Here is a 23,203-nt window from a genome sequence, read left to right on the forward strand (position 1 = left end):
CCGGTGCTGGGGACCACACTGTTGCTGACGGAGGTGGTCGCCGTGGCAGCCACCGTCGCCGTGTAGACGAAGGTGTAGCTGCCGATGGCGCTGCCAGCGGCCAGGGTGCAGGTAATCACTTGGCCCGAAGAGGTGCAGCCCGCCGGCAACGTGCCTACGGTAAGACCGGCGCCGAGCGTATCGGTCAGTACTTCGGCAGCGGTGGTCGCCGCGTTGGCCACGTTCACCGTCAGCGTATAGGTCAGCGTATCGCCGACCGACACCGCGGTGCCGCTGCCCGGATTCACCGCCTTGCCGACCGTCACCGTCGGATTGACCGGGTTGGTGGTCGTGCACGTCGAGCAAGTGCCGATGCTGGGGACCACACTGTTGCTGACCGAGGTGGTCGCCGTGGCGTCCACGGTCGCGGTGTAGGTAAAGGTATGCGTGCCGATGGCCGCACCCGCCGCCAACGTGCAGGTAACGACCTGTCCCGAAGACGTGCAGCCTGCCGGCAGCGTACCGAGGGTCAACCCGGCGCCGAGCGTATCGGTCAGCACTTCGGTAGCGGTCGTCGCTGCGTTGGCGACGTTGACCGTCAGCGTGTAGGTCAACGTATCGCCGACCGACACCGCGGTGCCGCTACCTGGGTTCACGGATTTGTCGACCGTCAGGGTCGGATTGACCGGGTTGGTGGTCGTGCACGTCGAGCAGGTCCCGGTGCTGGGGACCACACTGTTGCTGACGGAGGTGGTCGCCGTGGCAGCCACCGTCGCCGTGTAGACGAAGGTGTAGCTGCCGATGGCGCTGCCAGCGGCCAGGGTGCAGGTAATCACTTGGCCCGAAGACGTGCAGCCCGCCGGCAACGTGCCTACGGTAAGACCGGCGCCGAGCGTATCGGTCAGTACTTCGGCAGCGGTGGTCGCCGCGTTGGCCACGTTCACCGTCAGCGTATAGGTCAATGCACTACCGACCGACACCGCGGTACCACTGCCCGGATTCACGGACTTGCTGACTGTCACCGTCGGGTTGACCGGGTTGGTGGTCGTGCACGTCGAGCAGGTGCCGGTGCTGGGGACCACACTGTTGCTGACCGAGGTGGTCGCCGTGGCGTCCACGGTCGCGGTGTAGGTAAAGGTATGCGTGCCGATGGCCGCACCCGCCGCCAACGTGCAGGTGATCACTTGACCCGAAGAGGTGCAGCCGGCCGGCAAGGTGCCGACCGTCAACCCTGTACCCAGCGTATCGGTCAGCACTTCCGCAGCGGTCGTGGCCGCGTTGGCGACATTCACCGTCAACGTGTAGGTCAGCGTATCGCCGACCGACACCGCCGTGCCGCTGCCCGGATTCACCGCCTTGCTGACCGTCACCGTCGAATCGACCGGGTTGGTCGTGGTACAGGTCGAGCAACTGCCGGTGCTGGGCACCACGCTGTTGCTGACCGACGTAGTCGCTGCGGCGTCGACGGTGGCGGTGTAGGTAAAGGTATGCGTGCCGATGGCCGCGCCCGCCGCCAGCGTGCAAGTGACGACCTGTCCCGAAGACGTGCAGCCGGCCGGCAAGGTGCCGACGGTCAGGCCGGCACCCAGGGTATCGGTCAGTACTTCCGCCGTGGTCGTAACGCCGTTGGCTACGGTGACCGTAAGCGTGTACGTCAGGGTATCGCCGACAGCCACCGCCGTACCGCTGCCCGGATTGACGGTCTTATCGACCGTCACTATCGGACTCAACAGCGTCGTCTCTGCACAATCGTTGCCGGCGCTGGCGCAATTCACTCCCGTTACGGCGACCGTGTTGTCGATGGCCGTGACGTTCGCAGGCAACGGATCGTCGACCCGTACGACGAAGCCGAGCGTAATGCTGTTGCCGGCCGCGACATTGGCCGTCGCCGTGTTGGGGCAGCTGCTGCCAGCGCAGGTGAAGTCGTTGCCGGCCGTTACCACCGTGGTATTGGCGGGCAGCGTTTCCACCACTTCGCCCGGGAACAGGGTCGCGACCGAACCGCCCGTGTTGGCGATCTGGATCGCATAGGTCAAGGTATCGCCCGCGGCGACCGTGGCGCCGGCACCGGCCGGAGCGCCGTTGATCTGTGCGAGCGTCTTGACCACCGAAAGATCCGGCGGGGCGATGGTGGGGAACGCGCAAGACGCCAGGTCGCGCGAGGCGGCCGCCGTGGTCGATACCCCCGGCGTCAGCGTACCGGTGGCCGGATCGTAGATGTAGTACCGGCTGCTGGCGGTATTGTCCGCAACGTAAAGCCTGCCGTCGTCGGTGAACGCGACACCTGCCCAATTGATCGTGGTCGGCGACCCATTGAGCAGCGGCCGGGTCTGGCGCACCGCCTGCAGCCCGGCGCTGAAGTCGATCCGATAGAGGTCCTGACCCGCGGACAACCAGCCCGCACCTGCGCTATCGACGGCGATATCGCCGGAACCGAAGTCGGTGGGCGCGATATCGTACGACAAGGTTCCGATGCTCTGGACCGTATAGCCGAAGCTGCCGGGCGTCGGATCCGCGTTCACTTCCCACACTTCGGGCGTGGCAACGCCGCCCGCGATCAGATATCCGGTGCCGTCGGGGGCCATGCCCGCACGCGCGAAATCGGGCGATGCGAACGGCGCCGTAGCCTGGTACCAGCCACCGTTGGCGGAGTCATAGGCCCAAAGGATCGAGTTGGATCCCGAGCGTGAAATGAACAGCAACCGGTTGCGGACCGGGTCGACCATCAGACCGTTGAGGTTGCCGGCCACCGTGAAGTCGAGATCGGTGACGAAAGCGTCGTTGCCTGCGCCCGGATCGTAGCGCGAGATACGCACGCCATTGACGATGCTGAAGACCGGCTTGTCCACGCCGACAGGACAGAAGTCGTAATCCGTGACGGCCGGCGTGACGCTGACGAGAGCGTTGTCGGCCTGCTCGCAGTTCGGATTGGTGGCAACGTCGGAACAGGTCAGTCCGGTGGGATTGACGATGCGCGCCACGTTGTCGACCGAGGTCTGCGCGAAAGCGGACTGGCCGGCGAGCAACAGAATGAGCGGAGCGAAAGCGAACCGGCGGAAGACCCTAACTAACCGCCGCACGCATGGAATCGAGACGCCATAACTTGATTGCTTCATTCCCCGCTTCCTTGGCCCTCGGCCAACGCATACGCGACTGGTCAGATCACGGCCGATACGCCGCGCTCCCACAGGGAAGGCAGAACGGAATGTTCTCTTCACAGCAATCGATGACGGCCTGCATTGCGGAGGCCTTCCCCACGCGCACTTTAATCAAGTGCAGCGGTAGACATCACGCACGAAAACCTGCTAAAACTCACCGTAATCTGCATTTCTGCTTGGACGCTTCGTGCGGACCCGCAGTTTTTTGTGATGCGGGTTGCACTTTCGGCTCGTACAGGGCTTGCCGGGGAAAACAATCAATTTCTATTCCCGCGCACTGCGCGGGACGCTGGCATATGCAACAGGGGGTTGTATGGCGGGCAGTACGGAACACTGCATTCTTGTGGTGGAAGACGACATTGGAATGCGCGAAGGCGTCCTGGTACCAGGCCTGAAAGATATCGGCTTCAAAGTAGTGGGGGCCGGTAGCGCTGCCGAGGCTTACTGCTGCATGCTCACGCAGCATTTTTCTCTATTCGTGCTAGATGTCGACTTGCCGGGTGAAAACGGCCTGGCTATCGCCAAGCACCTGCGAACCGTGACCGAGGCCGGGATTATCCTGACTGGGCATAAGCGCGAATCCGATCACATATCCGGCCTGGACGAAGGCGCCGATGTCTACATCACCAAGCCGATCGACATCGGCATGCTGACAGCTACGGTCCGCAGTCTGCTTAGGCGCCTGGATCAGCTCAACGCCTTACGCACCGTGGACAGGCCTCCGCCTAGCTGGCGTTTTGAGGTGCAAGACTGGAACCTGGCTTCACCTCAAGGGACGAAAGTTCGCCTCACCCATGCCGAGCGCCTGCTGATCGATGTGTTGGCGGCCTCTCCTGGCGAAACCGTGCCGCGCGACACCATCATTTCCAAATTGGCGCGGGACATCCATGATTTCGATCCGCACCGATTGGAGATGCTGGTGCACCGATTGCGTCGCAAAGTCCTGTCGGCCACCAGCGAGCAGCTGCCTTTGAACGCCGTGCGTGGCATCGGCTATGTACTGCTCCCGGGAGCATAGCGACACACCCTCTTCGACCGCTCCCCTCCGGATAATCCGGCAGAGCGATTCTGTCTTGATGCTGTCATCGCAGCGGCATCCAATTCCCCGGAGCTGTCCGGCACCGGAGAGAGGGGCGACATGGCTTTATTCCGCAACTCAGTGGCGCAGCGGACAACGGCCGCCAGATATCTGGTTTGCCTGCTGCTTCCCGCCGCACTGGCTGCGTCCGGCCCTTTGCGGGCCCAGCAGTGGCGCATCGCCAGCGAAAAAGACGGCATACGGATGGAGACGCGGCCGCTTGCGGGCGAACGTTTCGACGAACTGCGCGTCAGCACGTCGCTGAGGGTTTCTCCGCAAACCGTCGCGGACTATCTGTTCGGAAAATACCTGGACGAAAAGAACAAGAACATCAGCCGTACCTTCATCAAGCGCGAGCGGGAGTTGACGATCTGGTCGGACGTGCTCAGCACGCCGCTGATCAGCGAGCGCTGCTATTCCATGCGCTTCGAAAAACACACCCATGCCAACGGCGAGATCCGGGTACGGTTCGTATCGCTCGACTATATGGGCAAGAAACCGAAGCCCGATTGCATCGCGCTGCGCTCGCGGGGCGAATGGGTGCTGACCCCAACCGGCACCGGGACCAGGCTGACCTATGCCTCCCTGACCGATGTCGGCGGCCGGGTTCCCGCCGCCCTGGCGCGCCGCTCGCTGTCGGCGGCCGCGATCTCCAGCGTGCGCAAGGTGGCGGCAGGCGCCTCGGGCCTGGCCTTGCCGCGCGGAATCGGCGACTGACGTCCGCCTCCAGGAAACCTCTGAACAATTCGGACGTCATCCCGAGCGTAGCGAGGGATCTGCTATTTTTGCAGGGAAAACAGATCCCTCGCTACGCTCGGGATGACAGTGCAAGGGTCGTTCGAACCTTCCCTAGGCATTGACCGAATGCTTGGCGAGTTCCTTGCGCAGCAGCGCCAGCTTCTTCTCGACGTAATGATTGAGCTGGTTGCGGTCCGTCCAACGGATCGGCGAATGTCCTGATTGGCAGAATTCCAGCAACAGCGAGCAATCCTGTTGCTTTCCCAGCAGCGTGGCGATGTCCTTGTCGTCGTACTTGACGGAGGATTCGATTCCCGCCTCGGCCAGAATGCGTTGCTGTTGCGATTGCCGCCGGGCCTTGCGCCGCCAGCGGTGCCAATCTTCGTCGTCGCCTGTTTTGCCGGCTTTTTTCGCGGCTCTCCTGGTTTTTTCCCTGCTCAGGGAAAACGCCGCTTCCAGCTCCTGCCTGGTCACCGCATCCCACGGCAAATCCTCCAGCGCAGCTTTGGTCTGCATCAGCATGCCGCGGGCTTGAAGCAGATCCGGATCCGCGGCCAGCGCTTCGCGCAGCACGTCGTGCCGGGCCGTGACCGCATTGCGTCGCGCCCTGCCCAGTATCGCCAGCCATTTCCGGTCATGGGTCTGGGCCGAGAGGTGATCGATCGCCTCCACCAGCGCCTGCGCATCACGCGTGCGGGAAAGTCCCTGGTTTATTTCGGAAAGAAGATAAGTGAGCGCCTCCGCGCCGGGCCCCAACGCAGTGCGCGCCAGCGCCAGAATCGAACGCACCCGCCGGATGGATTTGCGCGCCTGGTGCACGCCCTTGTGCCGGTGACCGCCCTGCCATCCCAGGTAATGGTTCGCGCGCGACAACTGATCGTCCGCGATACCGTGCAAAGCGACGCCCAGATCCGACGACGCATCTTCCGAACGAGCGTTCATGACAGGCATGGCAGGCCGCGAGCGGGCCAGCATACTTCAACTACGGCTCGGCCCGTAGAGCTGACATCGTCCCGCGAACGACCGGCTAGCGGCGCTCCACGTACTCGGAAAACAACGCCCGATGCTTGCGTTCCCAAAGCTCCAGAGTGTCGGCCTGTCCGAACACCTGATCCAGGAAGGCCAGCGACAATCCCTCCGTCGCGGTCTTGACCTCGGTCGCCACTTCCAGCGAGTCGAAGTAGCGCCGCTCGGTGAATACGTTGTGGCTGCCCTGCTTGTAGACGGCCAACGCCTTGAACGGGCCGCCGGTGGCGTCGAATATCTTCAGCCGGTCCTCCAGCCCGGAACCGAAGCCCGGGATGCGGATGACGTCGTCGGTGGTGGTGACATGCAAGGTGGGAATGCCGATTCCGGAAAGGATCGGCGCGAAATCCTTTTCGCCGTAAAAAGGCGGCGCCGAAATCAGGATGGCGGCGCGCAGGCGCGGATCGCGGAACTGCAGCAGGTGGCCGTTACGCAGGACTTTGGCGCCCGCGGCCAGCAGCGTGGTGTTGGCGCCGTAGGAGTGGCCAGCGGCGACGATACGGTCGCGGGCGATGTGCGTACCGCGCCCGCTTTGCAGCAAACGGTCCAGGGCGAAACTCAGGTCGTGCACGCGGGCGATCGCTTCCTGATCGCCGGCAGCGCGCTGGAAACGGGAAACCAGCGAAAACACATTGCCCTGCCACAGGGCGCGATCGCTTCCCACGTGCTGCAAATGCAGGCTGGCGATGCCGTGGCTGGCCCAGTACCGCCCCAGGTAGCTATACCCATCGCGCGAACTGCCGATACCATGCGAAAAAACGATCAACGGGACTTTCCCGCGGTCGGCCGAATCCGGCCAGAACAGGCGCGCCGGCACGCGTCGCGCGCGGGCCGTATCGGTCCACTCCAGGTCGGTGACGGTGAAACGCTCTTGGCCGGCAGTAGCCGAAACCGCGTGCGAGGAGACAGCAGCAGCAGAATCCACGCTCGCGCTCAGCCAAGCGGACATGGATGCCAGCACGGCTCCCACGAGCACCAGCGCGCCAATGCGCAAGCGTGTCGGACGGCGGAACAAGGAAAGAAGTGAAAGGTGTTTGAGCTTCATGGGTCGGAGAGTCGTATGGGATGGGGCGGCGCAGCACGGCTGTCGCGCCGGGTCGACCGGCAACGGTCTTGCGGCGTGTCCGCAGTCAGGGTTTGTTCTTGGGACGCCCGGCCTTGAGCGGGCGCAACGCTTCCAGCGCCGTGCGCAACTTGGTCTGGTCCAGACTTGCCAGCACTTGCAGACCGGCCCGCAGCAGTTCGCTTTTCTTGGTCGGCCGCTTGAAATCCAGCGCCCTATCCTTGAGCGTCGCGATCAGCTCGAAGTCCTCGCGCGGCAAGGTGAAGCTGTCGCGGATCAGTTTGTCTTTCTTCAGCGGCTGGGCCGGAGCCGCCACCAAGGCGGATTTCCGCTTCTCCGGCGCGGCCGGCTTCGCCGCCTTGGCTGCAGCGGCTGGCGCTTTGCGGCTGCCACTCTTCGACTGGTTCGCCTTCATTGCACGGAATTCTGTAAATTATTTATACCTTTTATACCATATAACCGATTCCGCACAAGAGCCCGCGGCGGCGAGGTTCAGCGCTCAGCCGGCAGACCGCTGCCTCATTGCGCTGGCGGCGCAAGGTGCACGGTCTATTCGTCAGGTGGAATGGGGCCGGCCAGGCCTGTTGGGGGAAGCTCTGAACAACCCTTTGCCCTGTCATCCCGAGCGTAGCGAGGGATCTGCTTCACCGCTCGCAATAGCAGATCTCTCGCTACGCCCGGGATGACATTCGAGGGGCGTTCGAGTTGTTCAGAGACTCATGAGCGCTTGGAGCCGCCCGGAAAGACGAACGATGCGAGTCCGCTTCTTCGTCGATCGCTTGAGATCGTACAGTCTCAGTTCCGATGCCCTAGTCCCGCATGAAGTGGCAGCTGTACCCACCGGGATGCTTGCGCAGGTAATCCTGGTGGTAGGCCTCGGCGCTATACCAGGTGGCGGCCGGCTCGATGGAAGTGGTGACCGGCTGCTTCCATTTGCCGGAAGCGTTCACGCGCTCTATCACCCGCTCGGCCGTCGCCTTCTGCTCGGGCGTGTGCGGAAACAACGCCGACCGGTATTGGGTTCCCACGTCGTTGCCCTGGCGGTTGAGCGTGGTGGGATCGTGCAGTTTGAAGAACCACTTTTCCAGCAGGTCTTCGTAGCTGAGCACCGACGGATCGAACGTTACCCGGATCGCCTCGGCATGGCCAGACTTGCTGTCGTGGGTGTCGTCGTAGGTCGGGTTCTCCAGCCAGCCGCCGGTATAGCCCACGTCGGTATCGATCACCCCGGGCACCGCGCGCAGGATTTCCTCCACGCCCCAGAAGCAGCCGCCGGCAAGGGTGGCGATCTCCGTGCCCTGCCCGTTGGAACCTGATTTGCTGGTGGCGTTTTCTTGTTCGCTCATATCGGCTTCCTCAGCGAGTCGTGTAGAAACATCGTATTCCACTTATATGTCCCAACGCGGCATTTTCAATGCCGCTGCCGCAGTACCGGGACGTCCGTTAGCTGTGCGGGACGCAGGCATAAAAGCGATCCATGGGGACGACCCAGCCTACGGCCCTCATTCTTCGATCGCCTCGATGCCGCGCCGCTTGAGATCCTCAAGATGGTCGTGCATTTCCTTGAGCTGATCGGGCGAGTGGCCTTTCCAATCCGTAACCTCGCCGAGGATGCGGAATGGATTCCGGGAACGGTATGACTTCGTAGGATTTCCGGGAAACCTCTTGTCCGTCAGGTTCGGGTCGTCTTCGATGGGTCCTGTCGGTTCCACGATGTAGATCCTGCCCTGCCCTGCGCCGACGGCCAGTTCGGCGCCCCAGATGGCCGCATCCAGGGTGGCGGTCAGATAAACGAAAGCCGCCTGTTTTCTTTTTCCATAGTTGGAGGCATAGCCCGGCCCGATCAGGTCGCCCACCTGCAGATCGGCCTTGGTGCCGTGGTAATACGTTTGCGTATCGGTCATCGCGCCACTCCGGTTTCCTGTCGTTTCGACAGGCGCCGATGCTGCATCACGCAGGCGGTCTTGCCGCAAGCCCCCATGCGTTGTATAAATTCATGGTGGGAGGCGCGCGGCGCCTCCCTTTTTTTTTGCGCCACGGAGCGCAACGAAAAAAAAAATGCGGTCAGCCCAAACTCATCAAGCGATGCACTTGCCCGGGCGTCCGTCGCCAAGAGGAATGGGCAGACCCTGCTTCTCCACGTGGTAGTACAACGACAAGATCTTCCATTGCGAACCCATCTTGTACAGCTGGACGCTATTGACGCCGACGAAGTCCGGCGCCGCCGCAGTCTTGTCGGTCCTCGACTCCACAACGCTGTACGCCACCGCAAAGCGGTCGTAGGTCTGCACGACCCGCGAGACTTCGCATTCATGGAATCCTTTCTGCCCGGGACGCTCGTAGGATTTGAGGAAATCTTCGGCCATCGAGCGCTGTACGAGAGGAACGCCTTCCTTGTACCGCCCGCCGAAGACCACGGCGTCCTCATGGAAGATCCGCTTGAGTGCGGCGAGATCCGCAGTGGCCCCAGGGTCGTTGGACAAAGCGCTCCATAGCGTGGACACGGTTTGCTCGGGGGTGTTTTCAGCGGCAAAGGCGCCAAGCGGCGCCAACAGGAGCGACAGCAGGAGACTTCGCATGCAGAGGATCCTTGGTGATGCCGGGCGCTTGTATCAAGCCACCGCAAGCGCCGCCGGCATGGATGGGGGCTGGCCGTGATTGTAGGCCGGCCTACCCCACTCGCCCCAGGGCGATGGCCGAGCCGGTGAACGGCAGCACCAGGTCATATCCCGATGGCGGCGGAACGACGGGGGTGACCGCGGCGGTGCCGAACTGGGTGACGCCCTGTCCGATGCCGCGAGCCAGATCGTGGTGGCCGCCGCCGAATTCGAATGGCGTGCTGGCGATCAGGCGCGCGGAGAACACGTTGTCGCTCATCAGCGGTTCCGCCGTGGTACCGATGGTGGCGGCGACAGTCGTACCCACGACCAGGCTGGCGCGGCGGAAAGTGGCGATGCGTTCGCCCTGCGCGAACGATGCCGGATCGTCGAAGTTGCCCGCCGGCCGCCGCTGCAGGTACAGCGAGAACTCGCCGACCGGATCGACCCCGAGCGACAGCGCGCCGTTGTCCATGCTTTGCGACTTGAACGGCGTGGCGGCGAAGGTGAAATGCGCGGTCGTCTCCCCGGGGTCGCCGTCGAACAGCGGCACGTCGAACATGGGCAGGTGCAGGAAATAGCCGTAATCGGCCAGTGCGCCGTCGTTGGTGCGGTAGAAGCGGCCGGTGGCGTACCAGGCGAGTTCGGCGGGCAGCAGAGCAGTCATGGGTTCGATCCTTCGATGGCAGACGTTCGACGGTGGATGTGCGGGTAGCGCACGTTACCGTAGCCGCAACCGGGACCTGCGAGAATCAGGTTCCAGTTCCCGCCGATTCTCCGGCACGCCCTATCCTGTTTCGTATAAAGAAGGCGCGCCGGACTAATCAGAGAACCAGCCAGCCCATCATTGCGACGCCCAGGATTCCCGCCACAAGGAACAAGGCGTACTCCGCCGCCACGCTTCGCCAGGTGCGCGGCCGTGGTTCGGACGCAGCGCTTCCAGAGCCTGGCCATAGTTTGTATCTGTCGTGGATGCGGAGGAATGCGGACACCACGTAGCCGGCCACAAGCGCGACGACGGCACCCATGCGGACTAGGTTCGCTGTCATGTCCGAGGCGACCAGGAAAGACGCTGCGAATACGATTACGGCGCAGCCTACGCATAGCACCTCGATCATGCGCATATCCCGCCGGCTGAGGCGCGGGCCGCCGAACCAGAGCCCGTCGTTCATGAGCCTTACCCATCTGGGAATCTCCACGAAATCGTCCGTCGGCTCGTTCATGGCGTACAGCTCCCGCTCCAGCAAATCGACATCTGTTTCGAAGGCAGCGGCCAGGGCCCGCAGCGAGGCATAGCTGACTCTGTGCCCGGCCTCCAGACGCTGGACCGTCCTCAGGCTCAGGCCGCTCATTTCGGCGACCCGCTCCTGCGAAAGCAGTTTCCGTTCTCTCCACGATCTAAAGGACATGCCGGTCTCCAGTCACTTGGCCCGGTAAAGTAGACCGGATCGCGATCTGTCGGTGACGCCAGATGCCCGCCAATTTACCGCCAACGCATGTACAAGCGGCAAAAATAACGGGCTCCTGCGGAAACGCCGCATTGGAACCAACACGGCTCATAACTCATGTCTCTACTTTCGCAAGGAGCACGATCTCCCTCCCCCACAAGGGAAGAGAAGAAAAGACGGAGCCTTCGCCTAACCGATGCATGCCATTACTGCACCGATCGTCAAACCTCTTCGAACGTTCCCGTGCGCACCTCGCCGCTGCGCGTATAGCGGCCGAGCAGCACGCCGCTGGCCGTGCGGGCCGAGCGCGTCATGGTGAAGGACGACGGTTGTGCGTTGTCGCCGAACAAGCGCTTGCCGCGTCCGATCACGACGGGGTAAATCATCAGCCGGAACTCGTCCACCAGTCCGACGGCAAGCAGTTGGCGCACCAGGTCGCTGCTGCCCCACGTCAACAGGTCGGCGCCGTCCTGCCGCTTGAGCGCGCGTACCGCATCGGCAAGGTCGCCTTGCAGCGCATGGCTGTTGTGCCAGCCGAGCGTATCGGGCCGATGGGTGGCCACGTGCTTGGGCACGCTGTTGAACTGGTCGGCGATGGCGTTGCCGGCCTTTACGTGCGGCCAGTAGGCCGCCCATATGTCGTAGGTGCGGCGCCCCAACAGCAGCTCGAACGGCTGCGAGAACATATCCTGCAAGTCCTGGCCGATGGCTTCGTCGGCATAGGGCACTGTCCAGCCGCCCAGCGGGAATTCGCCGCTGGGATCTTCTTCAGGTCCGCCGGGACCTTGGATGACGCCATCCAGGCTGATGTGTTCGGCGACGGTGAGTTTGCGCATGCTGTTCTCCGAGTCGGCGGACCCGAGCGGCCCTATGGATACGACGAACGATTCGCATGCGGATCGACAAGCCGCTTCGGAGAAACCCTGCCCTGCGGGGAGACGGTGCGGCTAGGACGGGTTGTAGGCGATCCAGCCCTTGAAGGTGAAGCCGGCGTAGAACAGTTCGACGTTGCCGAATCCCGCTTCCTGCAGCAAGGCTACTTCCTGTTCGGGCGAGAGCAAGGGCAGCCGGTCGTTGATCGCGGCGGCGGCGTTCTTCGCGTCCTGCGGGGGCACGCCGGAGGCTGCCGCGAATGCCACGTAGCGATTCAGCCAGCGCATCTTCTGGTCTTCGGCCTGGGGAACGCTGTGATGGGCGACGATGAGCGGCGCGCCGGGCTTCAGTCGCTGCCTCAGTTCGGTGAGCGTATGCAGGCGTTCTTCGGCAGTAAGGAAATGCAGGGTCAGCAGGCAGGTGGCGCCGTCGAAGGGTCCTTCCGGCGCGGTGTCGATGTAGCCTTCATGCAGTTCGGCGCGCGATGCCAGCGGGCCCAGGGTGGCGCTTGCCAGCTTCAGCATCTCGGCCGACGGGTCCACGCCCACCAGGTTCCATTCCGGCTGCGCTTCGGCGAAGACTTTCAACTCCAGGCCGCCTCCGGCGCCGAGGACGAGTACATGGCCGTCATGGGGAACGGTCTCGGCGAGCAGCAGCGCCGTCATCCGTTGAAGGGCGTGGAAGCCTGGAACCTGCTTGGCGGGACGCTCGGCGTAGGTGGCGATGGATTGGGGATCGGAGAACGACGACAAGGAGGAGCTCCAGAACTGGCGTTTGGCGATTCATGCTACTGCATGGGATCTGCTCTTGGTCTGCAGACATCATCGCAAGCATTGCGATGACTTCAAAGAAAGCTATGGGCTAAAGCCCATCCTACGGATCTCGACGCTGAACCCCCTCTCCCTTGATGGGAGAGGGTGGCCGAAGGCCGGGAGAGGGTGCGCCGGAGCCTTCAGCAATAAATAGCCAGAAAGAGCACGAGTGAGAAAAATCCAAAGCACGCATCGCTACGCTCGCGCCCCCTCTCCTGCCCTCCGGGCATCCTCTCCCACAAGAGGAGAGGAGAAAGGAACCCATAGCACCCGTAGGTGGGCCTTGGCCCATCCTTGCCGTGCATTCAGTAGCAATGACTTCGGAAACAACGGCTGGTTGAAGCCCACCCTATGAGCCTTAGACGAGTTCTAGACTCGAAAGCAAGAGCTTGGCGCCTTTAAGCTCGGTTTTGTCAAACCAATCGCACCAAACTTCTTGCCCCGAGACCCACCTTATCGTCATGTTCGGGCCCCCACTTTTCAAACACACAATATCGCCTGCTTTCATTTTGTTTCCTCGGGTTCAAGATTCGTGGGCTATCCACCTGAATAACAAGCTCATCCTAAGGGCAGTCAATCTCACAAGCTGATACATGCCGAAGGAAAATCCTTACCCCGCCGAATCTGAATACCCAAACAAATATCCGCACAAGAGCTTGCAGGATGGGCCTTGGCCCACCATTGCCACGAGTCCAGCTGCAGTGATTTCGGAAAGACGGTGGGCTAGAGTCCACCCTATGGGCTTGAAGCCCACCCTACGGGCTCTAAGAAGTTGATAGAAGTATTCCCTGGGCGCCTGCTGGAATTTAACGGCATTGGCGAAGCCACACTATGGCGACGAAATGCGGGCGTAGTTGAACAGTCAAAACAATATCGGCGCGCTATCGTGGCGGTGCGTTTTGGAATTACGGAGCGAACCGTTAGCCGTATTCTTGCCGCCGCTTAAGCCGCGCAAGGATGACAGGGACATCAGGGATGTACACGCATCTTATTGTTTTTATTATGTTTTTTATTGACGATTCGTTCGAATTAAGGCAACGTATCTCGCAAGCAGCAATTCCGCTGCCAGGAGACTAGATATGCCGAAAGTTCTAAGCATCACCCCTGCGCTTCCCGGTTGGTATTCCGTTTTCAAGGAAGAAGACGGAACAACAAACGAATCGCCAGTTATCCTTTGGGCGCTTGTCGAGGATGACGAAGACCCATCGATGCGCTGGCCGGCGTCTTACTCATTCTCCGAGCGCGACCCTGGTGGACTTGCAACTACCGACGATGAGATTTCAAATTTCGATGGTCACATCTACCGTGCGCCATAGCTGAAGCTGCTAGCTTTGTTCCGGGCCAGGTTTCTCCTGGTCCGAATTTGAAAGTCCGCAAAACGACCCGGGCGCCTTTATGAAAGCGAATGATGTAATAGACATGCTAGAAACCAGCTTTCTAGAAGCCAAGGACATGGGGCTTGAGTCGCTTTCGCTCGCTACTCTTGAGGAAGTTATTTTCAGAGCTAGGGAAATCGCGAAAGACACCCCTGATGATTTAGGCCGATATGAGGTCGCTCTTGAATCTTATCGATACCGTCTCGCGAATATCACTGGGAAGTACAACAACCGGCGGGAAAGTCAGCGCGACATGACGAATCACACCATCAATACGGGTGCAAATGCGCTGAAGGCTTCGACCCTGATAAACGGCGGCGCAGCTGTTGCCTTGCTGGCATTTACGGGCCAGGTGCAAGCTACGGCTGGTAATGCCGGATTGCTGCTTTCGTTCTCACTTGCGCTTGGCTTCTTTGCCGCCGGCGTCTTCTTAGCTGCGCTCGCAACGGGAGCGACATACGTTTCACAGGCGGCATTCGGAAAGGAATTTGCCGCCTGGAACAACAAGGCAGGCGTTAAATGGCGCGGCGTCGCAATTGGCGGCGTCTTCCTGTCTTTCGTCATGTTCGTTGTTGGCGGCGCTGTCTGCGCTTCAGCCCTGAGTGGGCTGAGCAAAGAGGCTGCAAAAAAGCCAGAACAGATTTCCGTACCTCATTCCGTACCAGCAAAAAGGCCACCCGCTAAGGTGGCCTAAGTGCTTGATATCACTGGTGGGCGGTGCAGGGTTCGAACCTGCGACCCTTGCCGTGTGAAGGCAATGCTCTACCGCTGAGCTAACCGCCCGAATGGGTGCGAATCGGGCCGCAGATGTTAAAGGTCGCCGCCGTTTTGGTCAAACCGGCGTAGGGCTGGCGGGCCTGTCGGCCTGCCGGGCAAAGGCCCTCCTCTCCGGGAGAACCTTGAATTCCGTTCGTGGTGAGCCTGTCGAACCACGCTTTTCGCGGTGGAAAGCGGGTTGCCGTATGCCTGGGCCACTGCGCCAAGAGCGTGGTTCGACAGGCTCACCACGAACGGTTTATCGGGGTTACCGGCTATGGGTTATCGGCTATCCAGGAGGCTAGCGATTACCCGAGAGGCTAACGGTTTGCGGGGAAGGCCCTGGAGCAGCCCCGCCCTAGCGCGACTTCGAAGCCCACAACCCACTGATCCGGGCCGGCGGGGCGAACGAATCGCTGCGGGCGTCGGCCCAGAAATCCCGGAAAACCGCGTGCTCCGGCACCTTGCTCAACAACTCCCCCGGCTCCAGGAACCGGTACAACGCCGCCAGCGACCGGATCTCCACCGGCGAAACGCGCCGCAGAATGTGCTCCGGCCCCAACTGCTCCGGATGGCTCAGCCCCGCCGCCCCCAGCAGATCCCGCAACGCCTTCAGCGTATTGGCCTGGTACTGCTGCACCCGGATCGCCTTGTCCGCCACGTCCAGATGCCGCCAGCGGTTCGGATTCTGCGTCGCCACCCCCGTCGGGCACTTGTCGTTATGGCAACTCTGCGACTGGATACAGCCCAGCGCGAACATGAAACCCCGCGCCGAATTGCACCAGTCCGCCCCCATCGCCATGGTCCGCGCCAGATCGAACGCGCTGGTGATGCGCCCCGCCGCCCCGATACGGATCCGGTCGCGCAGGCCCAGGCCCACCAGCGTGTTGTGCACCAGCATCAGCGCCTCGTGCATGGGCACGCCCACGTGGTCGATGAACTCGGCCGGCGCCGCGCCCGTACCGCCCTCGGCCCCGTCCACCACGATGTAGTCCGGCAGCAATCCGGTTTCCTGCATGGCCTTGGCGATACCGAACCACTCCCACGGATGCCCGATGGCCAACTTGAACCCGGCCGGCTTGCCGCCCGACAGCTCCCGCAGCCGCGCCACGAATTCCAACAGACCTTTGGGCGTGGAGAACGCCGAATGCCTGGCCGGCGACACGCAGTCCACTCCCATCGGCACCCCGCGCGTGGCCGAAATCTCCGCGCTGACCTTGGCCGCCGGCAGCACCCCGCCATGGCCGGGCTTGGCCCCCTGCGACAGCTTGACCTCGATCATCTTCACCTGCGGCGCGCGCGCGTTGGCGACGAAGCGCTCCTCGCTGAAAGTCCCGTCGTCGGCGCGGCAGCCGAAATAGCCCGAGCCGATTTCCCAGACCAGATCGCCACCGGGCTCGCGGTGGTAAGGCGAAATGGAGCCCTCCCCGGTGTCGTGATAGAAATGCCCGCGCTTGGCGCCCTCGTTGAGCGCGCGGATGGCGTTGGCCGACAACGCACCGAAACTCATCGCCGAAATATTGAACACGCTGGCGCTGTACGGCTGCGCGGATTCGCCGCCGATGACGATGCGGAAATCGTGGGAAGGGATTTCCACCGGCGCCATCGAATGGTTGAGCCATTCGTAATCGACGCTGTACACGCCCTGCTGGCTGCCGAACGGCACCACGTCCATCACGCCCTTGGAGCGCTGGTACACCAGCGCACGCTGCTGGCGCGAGAACGGCACCTCGGCGGTGTCGCCTTCGATGAAATACTGGCGCATCTCCGGGCCCACCGATTCCAGCCCGTAGCGGAAGTGCGCCAGGAGGGGATAGTTGCGCCGCAGCGTGCTGCGCTTCTGCAGAACGTCCCAGGTGCCCAGCAACGCCAGCGCGCCGAACCCGCCCACGCCCCACCACCAGCCGGGCGAATGCAGCGCAAGCGACAAGCACAGCAAAGCCAGCGCGATGCTCGATCCATAGGCCAGATAACGACTCATCGCGCTCCCCGCGTACTGTTAAAACGTTTGCCTGCGCTTGGTTGCCAGCGAAAGCGGCTCACGGCGACAACTCTATTCCAGCGGGTCCGCACCGGCGAGCGGCGAAGGCCGCCAGCAGTTCCACACGAAATTTTTCTCGCCGACTCCGCATCCGATTCCGCGCTCCACCCACTTGCCGAAAGCATTCCAGGTTCCTGGCTCATCCGTTCCAGCCGAATGCCGGCGTTACCGATTTTCGCTCTAAACCGTGATGGAAGTCCATGTTCATCGCTCCGAAAACGAATGAACGAGCGTGGTGTGAACGCCGTTCTGACACCGATGCAGCGACGATTAGGGCATGCTACTTGCGATCGGAAACGAAGCGATCGTTTTTTTCATGATGCATTGCGATCTTTGTTCGTCTTGGGGGCGATCAATTGGAAGAAAGCAGGAACTCCGGCAGCGCGTCATCAAGGCCCACCGATTCGACCCGCGTTTTTGCGATCTCGGGATTGATACTGGCGCTGTTGCTGGGACTCGGACTCGCCTACGTGGTGGCCAACGACCGCGCCGTGAGGCTGGAGGGCGCGCAAAGGCAAAGTTCCGCGCTCGCCTCCGGTGCGGCGCGCCTGCTGACCTACGAATTCCGGAACCTGGAGCGGGCGCTGCTGGGCGTAGCCGGCGACGCCGAGCTGCTGTCGAACGGCAAGGCAGGCGCGGACCCGGCCATACTGCTGGAGAACATCGCCGGCGTGGCCAGCAGACAGCGCGAGCTGGAAGGCATCGTCCTGGTCGACCCTCAAGGCAACGCGATGATCGGCGGGCAAGGAGACCCCACCCTGCCGCGCTGGATCGCCGACCGCACGCCGGGCCCGGGCAGCGCGCTGCGGATCGGCCATATGTACAAGTCGCCGCGCGGCCGCTGGCTGCTGCCGATAGCGGTGCCGCTGAAAGACGACGGATACGTTCTGGCGCGTTTCAGAATCTACGAACTGCGCAGCATCGTCGCCGGTCTGGACACGGGCAAGAACGGTACCGTCGCCATCATCGACCGGGACGGCACCTTGCTGGCCCACAACCCCGAAGCGGTGCGGCTGGTCGGCAAGACTTTTCCCATACCGCGCGCGTCTGCGCAGCCGAACGTTCCGCAGGCCAGCGAAATCGATGGCGTGCCCCGCCTCGTCGCTACTTCCGATCTGCCGGAATATTCGGTTCGCCTTGCCGCGGGCATAGCGGCCGGCGATGTCCTGAAGCCGTGGTACCTGCTGCTGGCGACCGCCATTGCGGTTTATCTGGCGTACCTGATGGTTTATGTCTACCTGCTGGTCGTCCTGAAGAAAACCGGCGCCGCGCAAGAAAAACTGCTGGCCGAAATCCGGGAAGGCGCCTCCAACCTCAGCATGGCCCAACAGGTGGGAGGCGTGGGCACGTGGATGATGTGGAAAGACTCCAGGCGTCTGCAGTGGTCGGACAACGTGAACCAGATGCTCGGCATCTCCGCCGGGCACTCTTCGGCTTCGCCCGAAGATTTCTATACGCTGGTGCATCCCGACGACCGGGCCGCACTGGCGGCCGTCATAGCGAACGCGCTGGTTGCGCATGAAAAGTTCGAGACCGAATACCGGATAGTCGCCAAGGACGGCTCCGTGAAGTGGATTTCACTGCAAGGCGCGTCCGTTCGCGACCATGATTCGCGATTGAAGATAACCGGAACGATAGCCGACGTGACGCCGCGCGTGGAGGCCCAGAAGCGGATCACCGATGCGGAACGGCAATTCAGGCTGATATTCAACGAGAACCCGTTGCCGTTCTGGGTGTTCGACGCTGCGACGCTGAAATTCCTTGAAGTCAATTCCGCAGCGGTGGCGCAATACGGTTATTCGCGGGACGAGTTCCTGGGCATGTCGATACTCGACATACGGCCAGACGAAGACAAAGACAAACTTCTGGCCGACGTGTCGGCGGGCCGCGAGGGCTTCCATCTTCCGCAGGTATGGACCCACCGGCGCAAGGACGGATCGCTGTTCGAGGTCAATATCCATACCGCGAATCTGGAGTTCGGCGGAAAACCGGCACGGCTCATCCTGGCCGAGGACATCAGCGCCAGCATCGAATACGAACAGCAACTCGCCTTCCGCGCGTCCCGGGACCTGACCACCGGCCTGCTCAATATCGACGAACTGACCAGGCGGCTGGAATCCGACGTGAACGACGGACTTCCGTTCCACGTGGCCTACCTGCAGATAAAAGGGCTGGACCTTGTCGCCGACACGCAAGGGCGGGCGTCGAGCGAAGCGCTTCTGAGGGCGATAAGCCAACGGCTCACGGCGCTCGTCGGCGAAGAGGATCTGGCGGCCCACCTTCCCTCCGATACCTTCGTGCTGGCCATACGGCATGGCGACTCGGCACAAGCGGTCAACGAAGCGCTGACCGGCGCCATCCTGCAGCCGATCGAATCGCAGGGCCGTATCCACCACCTGGAGGCATGGGTGGGTTCCGCCGAATTTCCCGCGGACGGAGGCGACGCCGCGGAGATCGTGAGGAACGCTGCCCTGGCCGCCCATGTGGCCCAGGCCAGGAAAGTCCTCTCGACGCCCTACGTTCCTGCGATGAGCGTCGCTGCGATAGAGCAGCAGGAACTGGTCTTGCGCATAAGGCAGGCCATCAATGCCGGCGAGCTGGTGCTGCATTTCCAGACCATCGCCGATACCGGAAGCCTCAAGGCCAGCGCCCTGGAAGCGCTGGTGCGCTGGCCGCAGCCGGACGGGACGTTCATTCCTCCTTCCGAATTCATTCCGCTGGCCGAAAGCTACGGTTTGATCAATCAACTGGGCCAATACGTACTGGACCGGGCCGCCTCGAGTCACAGGCTGCTGGAACTGGCTGGATTCGGCCACATCCCCATAGCAGTGAACGTCTCTGCCCAACAGTTCCTCGACACCGATTTCTACCGCTCCGTTTCCGCTGCGATTTCGGAACACGGGATTCGCCGCGGCGCGCTGCACGTCGAGCTGACCGAAAGCATCATCATGAGCGAACCCGGGCGGGCGATAGAGGCGATGCGCCGCCTGCAGGCCGCGGGCGTGCGCACTTCGATCGACGATTTCGGCACGGGCTTCTCCAGCCTGTCCTACCTCAAGCACCTTCCACTCGACTTTCTCAAGATCGACCAGTCCTTCGTGGCCGATGTCCATTCCAACCCCGGCAGCGCCGCGATATGCCGCGCGCTGTTGACCCTGGCCCATACCCTGGGCCTGTCGGTCATAGCAGAAGGAGTGGAAAACCAGGAGCAGTACCTGTGGCTCAAGCAGAACGGTTGCGAGCATCTGCAGGGGTATTTCATCGCGAGGCCCGAGCCGCTGGACGTGGTGATCCGCTCGCTTCAGCAAGAAATGGGTTAACGCCTAGAGAAAAAATGGATTTCGCGTTTTTTTCCGTTCGTGGTGAGCCTGTCGAACCACGCTTTTCGAGCAGAAAGCGGCCATATCGCGCACTGATGCAGTGCGCATAGAGCGTGGTTCGACAGGCTCACAACGAACGGATTTTTTTGCGCTTTCTTCTAAGCAACGCGCAACTGCCGCCGGTAGTTCTCAAGATGCTGATCGGTGGTACCGCAACGCAACTCGAACGCCAGCAGACGTTTGAAATAATGGCTCACGTCGAGCTCGTCGGTCATGCCCATGCCGCCGTGCAGCTGCACCGCCTGCTGGCCGATATAGCGGGCCGCCTGCCCCATCAACGCCTTGGCCGCCGACAGCGCGGCGCCGCGCGCGGCCGGATCGGGATCCGTGCAGCGCGAAGCCGCCAGGTACGACATCGAGCGCGCCTGCTCCAGGTGCATCAGCATTTCCGCCATGCGGTGCTGCAGCGCCTGGAAACTGCCGATGGGCGCGCCGAACTGCACGCGCGAACGGCTGTAGGAAAGGGTGGCGGCCAGAATGCGGTCCATCGCGCCGAAAGCTTCGGCGCACAAGGCGGCCAATCCGTAATCCAGCACCGCCTGCAGGGATTGGCGCGCATCGCCGCCCAGACGCGCATCGGCGGCCAACGCCACCTTTTCGAAAACCAGATCGGCAGCGCGCTGCTCGTCTACCGTGGCGTAAGGCGACGAGCGGACGCCCGTCGCATCGGCAGGAACCGCGAACACTCCCCACTCGTCGCCGGCCCGTGCCGATACCAGCAGCAGGTTGGCCGCCGGCGCATGGTAGACCGCTGATTTGCGGCCACTCAGTTCCCAGCCATCGCCGCTGGGCGTCGCCCGGGTTTCGACATTCATCGCATCGAAGCGCGTGGACGCTTCCTCGTGCGCCAACACCGCGATGGTTTCGCCGCCGGCTAGCGCAGGCAGCCACTTCGATTTCTGTTCGGCCGAGCCAAGAGCGACGATGGCATGGGTTGCTACCACCGCGCTGGACCAGAACGGCTCCAGCAGCATGCCCTCGCCTATCGCGTTGCCGACCAGCAGGTTGCCGACCGGCCCGGCGCCGATGCCGCCCTCTTCCTCGGGAATGTTGATGGCCAGCAGGCCGAGTTCGGCCAGTTGCGCCCACACCTCGCGCGACCAGCCGTCGGCCGAGGCGCGCACCTGGTTACGGTGTTCGAAACCGTAACGCTCGGCGATGAAGCGGCGCGTGGTGTCCAGCAGCATCTGTTGTTCGTCGGTGAACGAGAAGTCCATACCGGGTTCCTACAGTCCGAGAATCATGTGGGCGATGATGTTGCGCTGGATCTCGTTGGATCCGCCGAAGATGCTCAGCTTGCGCAAGTTCAGATAAGCGGCGGTGGCGCGTGAGCCGTCGTGGTCGGGCCGGTAGGCCAACGCGGCCGGACCCAGCAGTTCCACTTGCAGTTCGGAGATGCGCTGCATGATCTCGGTGCCGCGTATCTTCAGCATCGACGCTTCCGGACCCGGTGCGTGGTTGGCGGCTTCGGCGAAGATCACCCGCATGTTGGTGACTTCCAGCGCCGTGAGTTCGATCTCGACCTGGGCGACCTTGTTGCCGAATGCGGGATCCTCCAGCAGGCTGCGTCCGTCCTTGATCGTGCCGGCCGCATCCTGCTTCAGGCGCAACAGCTCGCGCTTGCAGAAACCGATACCGGCGATGTTGGTGCGTTCGTGGCCGAGCAGGAACTTGGCGTAGGTCCAACCCTGGTTTTCTTCGCCGACGCGGTTGGATACCGGTACCCGCACATTGTCGAAGCGTATTTCGTTGACTTCGTAGGTCCCGTCCAACAGCCGTGTCGGGCGCACGCTGATGCCGGGCGTCTTCATGTCGATCAGCACGAAGGAAATGCCTTTCTGCGGCTTGGCGGACGGGTCGGTGCGCACCAGGCAGAAGATCCAGTCGGCGAACTGCCCCAGCGTGTTCCAGACTTTCTGGCCGTTGAGCACATACTCGTCGCCGTCGCGCTCGGCCTTCATCTTCAACGAGGCCAGGTCCGAACCGGAGCCGGTTTCCGAATAACCCTGGCACCACCAGTCCTCGGCCGCCAGGATGCGCGGCAGGAAGCGCTGCTGCTGCTCGGGACTGCCGTAGCGCATGATCACCGGCGCGACCATCTTGATACCGAAAGCCAGTTGCGCCGGCGCGTCGGCCATGGCGCATTCGTTCTCGAAGATGTACTGCCTGGTCTTGCTCCAGCCGGTGCCGCCGAATTCCACCGGCCACGCGGGCGCGCCCCATCCTTTCGCATGCAGGATCTTCTGCCAGCGTACGATGTCGTCGCGGATCCGGCTGGCATCGTCGCGACGCATGCGGTCGCGGATGTCGGCGGGCAGCTCGGTGGCGAGGAACTGCCGCACCTCGTCGCGGAACGCTTGCTCTTCCAGGTTGAAATCGAGATCCATGCGGACTCCGTTGTCGGATCAGGTAACGGAAAGGGGGTAGTAGCGCACCAGCATCTGCGCGACGCAGGCGGGTTTGTCGCCATGTTCGAGTTCGACGGTCGCGGCCCAATGCGCCTGCATGCCGCCGGCGACCGATTCCAGGCGCTCCAGCGCCAACCGGGCCCGCACACGCTGGCCAACCAGCAGCGGTGCCGGAAAGCGCACGCGGTCCAGGCCATAATTGATCGCCATGCCGACACCGTCGATGCGCAGGCAGCTTTCCAGCAGATGCGGCAACAGCGACAGGGTCAGGTAACCGTGGGCGATCGTCGACTTGTAAGGCGATTCGCGCAGCGCGCGTTCCGGGTCGGTGTGGATCCATTGCTGGTCGCCGCTGGCATCGGCGAAACGCTGGATGCGCGATTGGTCCACCGCCAGCCAGTCGCTGCAGGCGACTTCCCGCCCTATCCACGCCGGCAATGCATCCAGGTTTTCGAGTACGCGCATCGGCC

21 protein-coding genes and 1 tRNA gene are annotated in these 23,203 nt (G+C 62.5%); 5 read left to right on the forward strand and 17 right to left on the reverse strand.

Annotation, left to right across the window (positions count from 1 at the left end; all coding sequences use genetic code 11):
• Positions 1–3,059: isopeptide-forming domain-containing fimbrial protein (locus tag CSC73_RS10555; protein WP_163840402.1), on the reverse strand; the 3,059-nt coding region annotated here is incomplete at its 3' end.
• A gap of 391 nt (positions 3,060–3,450) precedes the next feature.
• Here CSC73_RS10555 and CSC73_RS10560 point away from each other — a divergent pair.
• On the forward strand, positions 3,451–4,155 hold the full coding sequence (locus CSC73_RS10560; protein ID WP_163840403.1) for a response regulator transcription factor: 705 nt from the start codon (positions 3,451–3,453) through the stop codon (positions 4,153–4,155).
• Positions 4,156–4,275: 120 nt separating this feature from the next.
• Positions 4,276–4,932 (forward strand): SRPBCC family protein, encoded by a 657-nt coding sequence (locus tag CSC73_RS10565; protein ID WP_163840404.1) that lies wholly within the window; start codon positions 4,276–4,278, stop codon positions 4,930–4,932.
• A gap of 132 nt (positions 4,933–5,064) precedes the next feature.
• On the opposite strand, the gene CSC73_RS10570 is transcribed toward CSC73_RS10565, so the two are convergent.
• The 11 genes from CSC73_RS10570 to CSC73_RS18675 all read right to left on the reverse strand — a co-directional run bounded on the left by CSC73_RS10570 (position 5,065) and on the right by CSC73_RS18675 (position 13,280).
• The gene (locus CSC73_RS10570) at positions 5,065–5,895 is read right to left on the reverse strand and encodes a CHAD domain-containing protein (protein WP_163840405.1); all 831 of its coding nucleotides are present in this window, start codon (positions 5,893–5,895) and stop codon (positions 5,065–5,067) included.
• Positions 5,896–5,980: 85 nt separating this feature from the next.
• On the reverse strand, positions 5,981–6,928 hold the full coding sequence (locus CSC73_RS10575; RefSeq protein ID WP_163840406.1) for an alpha/beta hydrolase family protein: 948 nt from the start codon (positions 6,926–6,928) through the stop codon (positions 5,981–5,983).
• 181 nt (positions 6,929–7,109) lie between these two features.
• Positions 7,110–7,457, reverse strand: a complete 348-nt coding sequence (locus tag CSC73_RS10580; protein WP_163840407.1) for a hypothetical protein — start codon at positions 7,455–7,457, stop codon at positions 7,110–7,112.
• Between the two features lie 394 nt (positions 7,458–7,851).
• Positions 7,852–8,388 carry a peptide-methionine (S)-S-oxide reductase MsrA gene (gene msrA / locus CSC73_RS10585; RefSeq protein ID WP_163840408.1) on the reverse strand — a complete coding sequence of 179 codons (537 nt, stop codon included), beginning with the start codon at positions 8,386–8,388 and terminating at the stop codon, positions 7,852–7,854.
• 156 nt (positions 8,389–8,544) lie between these two features.
• Positions 8,545–8,946 (reverse strand): NAD(+)--rifampin ADP-ribosyltransferase, encoded by a 402-nt coding sequence (gene arr / locus CSC73_RS10590; RefSeq protein WP_163840409.1) that lies wholly within the window; start codon positions 8,944–8,946, stop codon positions 8,545–8,547.
• A 174-nt stretch (positions 8,947–9,120) separates the two neighbouring features.
• Positions 9,121–9,621, reverse strand: coding sequence for a nuclear transport factor 2 family protein (locus tag CSC73_RS10595; protein ID WP_163840410.1), 501 nt, complete (start codon positions 9,619–9,621; stop codon positions 9,121–9,123).
• A gap of 91 nt (positions 9,622–9,712) precedes the next feature.
• Positions 9,713–10,306, reverse strand: coding sequence for a hypothetical protein (locus CSC73_RS10600; RefSeq protein WP_163840411.1), 594 nt, complete (start codon positions 10,304–10,306; stop codon positions 9,713–9,715).
• Between the two features lie 157 nt (positions 10,307–10,463).
• The gene (locus CSC73_RS10605) at positions 10,464–11,048 is read right to left on the reverse strand and encodes a helix-turn-helix domain-containing protein (RefSeq protein WP_163840412.1); all 585 of its coding nucleotides are present in this window, start codon (positions 11,046–11,048) and stop codon (positions 10,464–10,466) included.
• Between the two features lie 260 nt (positions 11,049–11,308).
• Positions 11,309–11,923: a dihydrofolate reductase family protein gene (locus CSC73_RS10610; RefSeq protein WP_163840413.1), complete on the reverse strand. Its 615-nt coding sequence runs from the start codon at positions 11,921–11,923 to the stop codon at positions 11,309–11,311.
• A 111-nt stretch (positions 11,924–12,034) separates the two neighbouring features.
• Entirely contained in the window at positions 12,035–12,712 is a 678-nt protein-coding gene (locus CSC73_RS10615) for a class I SAM-dependent methyltransferase (RefSeq protein WP_163840414.1), read from the reverse strand.
• Positions 12,713–13,130: 418 nt separating this feature from the next.
• Positions 13,131–13,280, reverse strand: coding sequence for a YodC family protein (locus CSC73_RS18675; protein WP_163840415.1), 150 nt, complete (start codon positions 13,278–13,280; stop codon positions 13,131–13,133).
• 571 nt (positions 13,281–13,851) lie between these two features.
• Here CSC73_RS18675 and CSC73_RS10625 point away from each other — a divergent pair.
• Together CSC73_RS10625 and CSC73_RS10630 are read left to right on the forward strand one after the other, a co-directional pair.
• Positions 13,852–14,088: a hypothetical protein gene (locus CSC73_RS10625; RefSeq protein WP_163840416.1), complete on the forward strand. Its 237-nt coding sequence runs from the start codon at positions 13,852–13,854 to the stop codon at positions 14,086–14,088.
• Between the two features lie 79 nt (positions 14,089–14,167).
• Positions 14,168–14,842 (forward strand): hypothetical protein, encoded by a 675-nt coding sequence (locus CSC73_RS10630; protein ID WP_163840417.1) that lies wholly within the window; start codon positions 14,168–14,170, stop codon positions 14,840–14,842.
• Between the two features lie 14 nt (positions 14,843–14,856).
• Here the strand turns inward: CSC73_RS10630 and CSC73_RS10635 are convergent.
• Positions 14,857–14,931, reverse strand: a tRNA-Val gene (locus tag CSC73_RS10635).
• 331 nt (positions 14,932–15,262) lie between these two features.
• The gene (locus CSC73_RS10640) at positions 15,263–16,885 is read right to left on the reverse strand and encodes an FMN-binding glutamate synthase family protein (protein ID WP_163840418.1); all 1,623 of its coding nucleotides are present in this window, start codon (positions 16,883–16,885) and stop codon (positions 15,263–15,265) included.
• Positions 16,886–17,301: 416 nt separating this feature from the next.
• Between CSC73_RS10640 and CSC73_RS10645 the strand changes: the two genes are divergently transcribed.
• Positions 17,302–20,265, forward strand: coding sequence for an EAL domain-containing protein (locus CSC73_RS10645; RefSeq protein ID WP_163840419.1), 2,964 nt, complete (start codon positions 17,302–17,304; stop codon positions 20,263–20,265).
• 158 nt (positions 20,266–20,423) lie between these two features.
• On the opposite strand, the gene CSC73_RS10650 is transcribed toward CSC73_RS10645, so the two are convergent.
• The 3 genes from CSC73_RS10650 to CSC73_RS10660 are packed head-to-tail and all read right to left on the reverse strand — an operon-like array spanning position 20,424 to position 23,198.
• The gene (locus tag CSC73_RS10650; RefSeq protein WP_163840420.1) at positions 20,424–21,542 is read right to left on the reverse strand and encodes an acyl-CoA dehydrogenase family protein; all 1,119 of its coding nucleotides are present in this window, start codon (positions 21,540–21,542) and stop codon (positions 20,424–20,426) included.
• Positions 21,543–21,551: 9 nt separating this feature from the next.
• Complete coding sequence (locus tag CSC73_RS10655) at positions 21,552–22,712, reverse strand: acyl-CoA dehydrogenase family protein (protein ID WP_163840421.1); 1,161 nt, start codon at positions 22,710–22,712, stop codon at positions 21,552–21,554.
• A gap of 18 nt (positions 22,713–22,730) precedes the next feature.
• Positions 22,731–23,198, reverse strand: a complete 468-nt coding sequence (locus tag CSC73_RS10660; RefSeq protein WP_163840422.1) for a MaoC family dehydratase — start codon at positions 23,196–23,198, stop codon at positions 22,731–22,733.
• Between the last annotated feature and the right edge of the window lie 5 nt (positions 23,199–23,203).

The sequence above is a fragment of the Pseudoxanthomonas sacheonensis genome (genome assembly GCF_010093305.1).
GTDB classification, from domain to species: domain Bacteria; phylum Pseudomonadota; class Gammaproteobacteria; order Xanthomonadales; family Xanthomonadaceae; genus Pseudoxanthomonas_A; species Pseudoxanthomonas_A sacheonensis.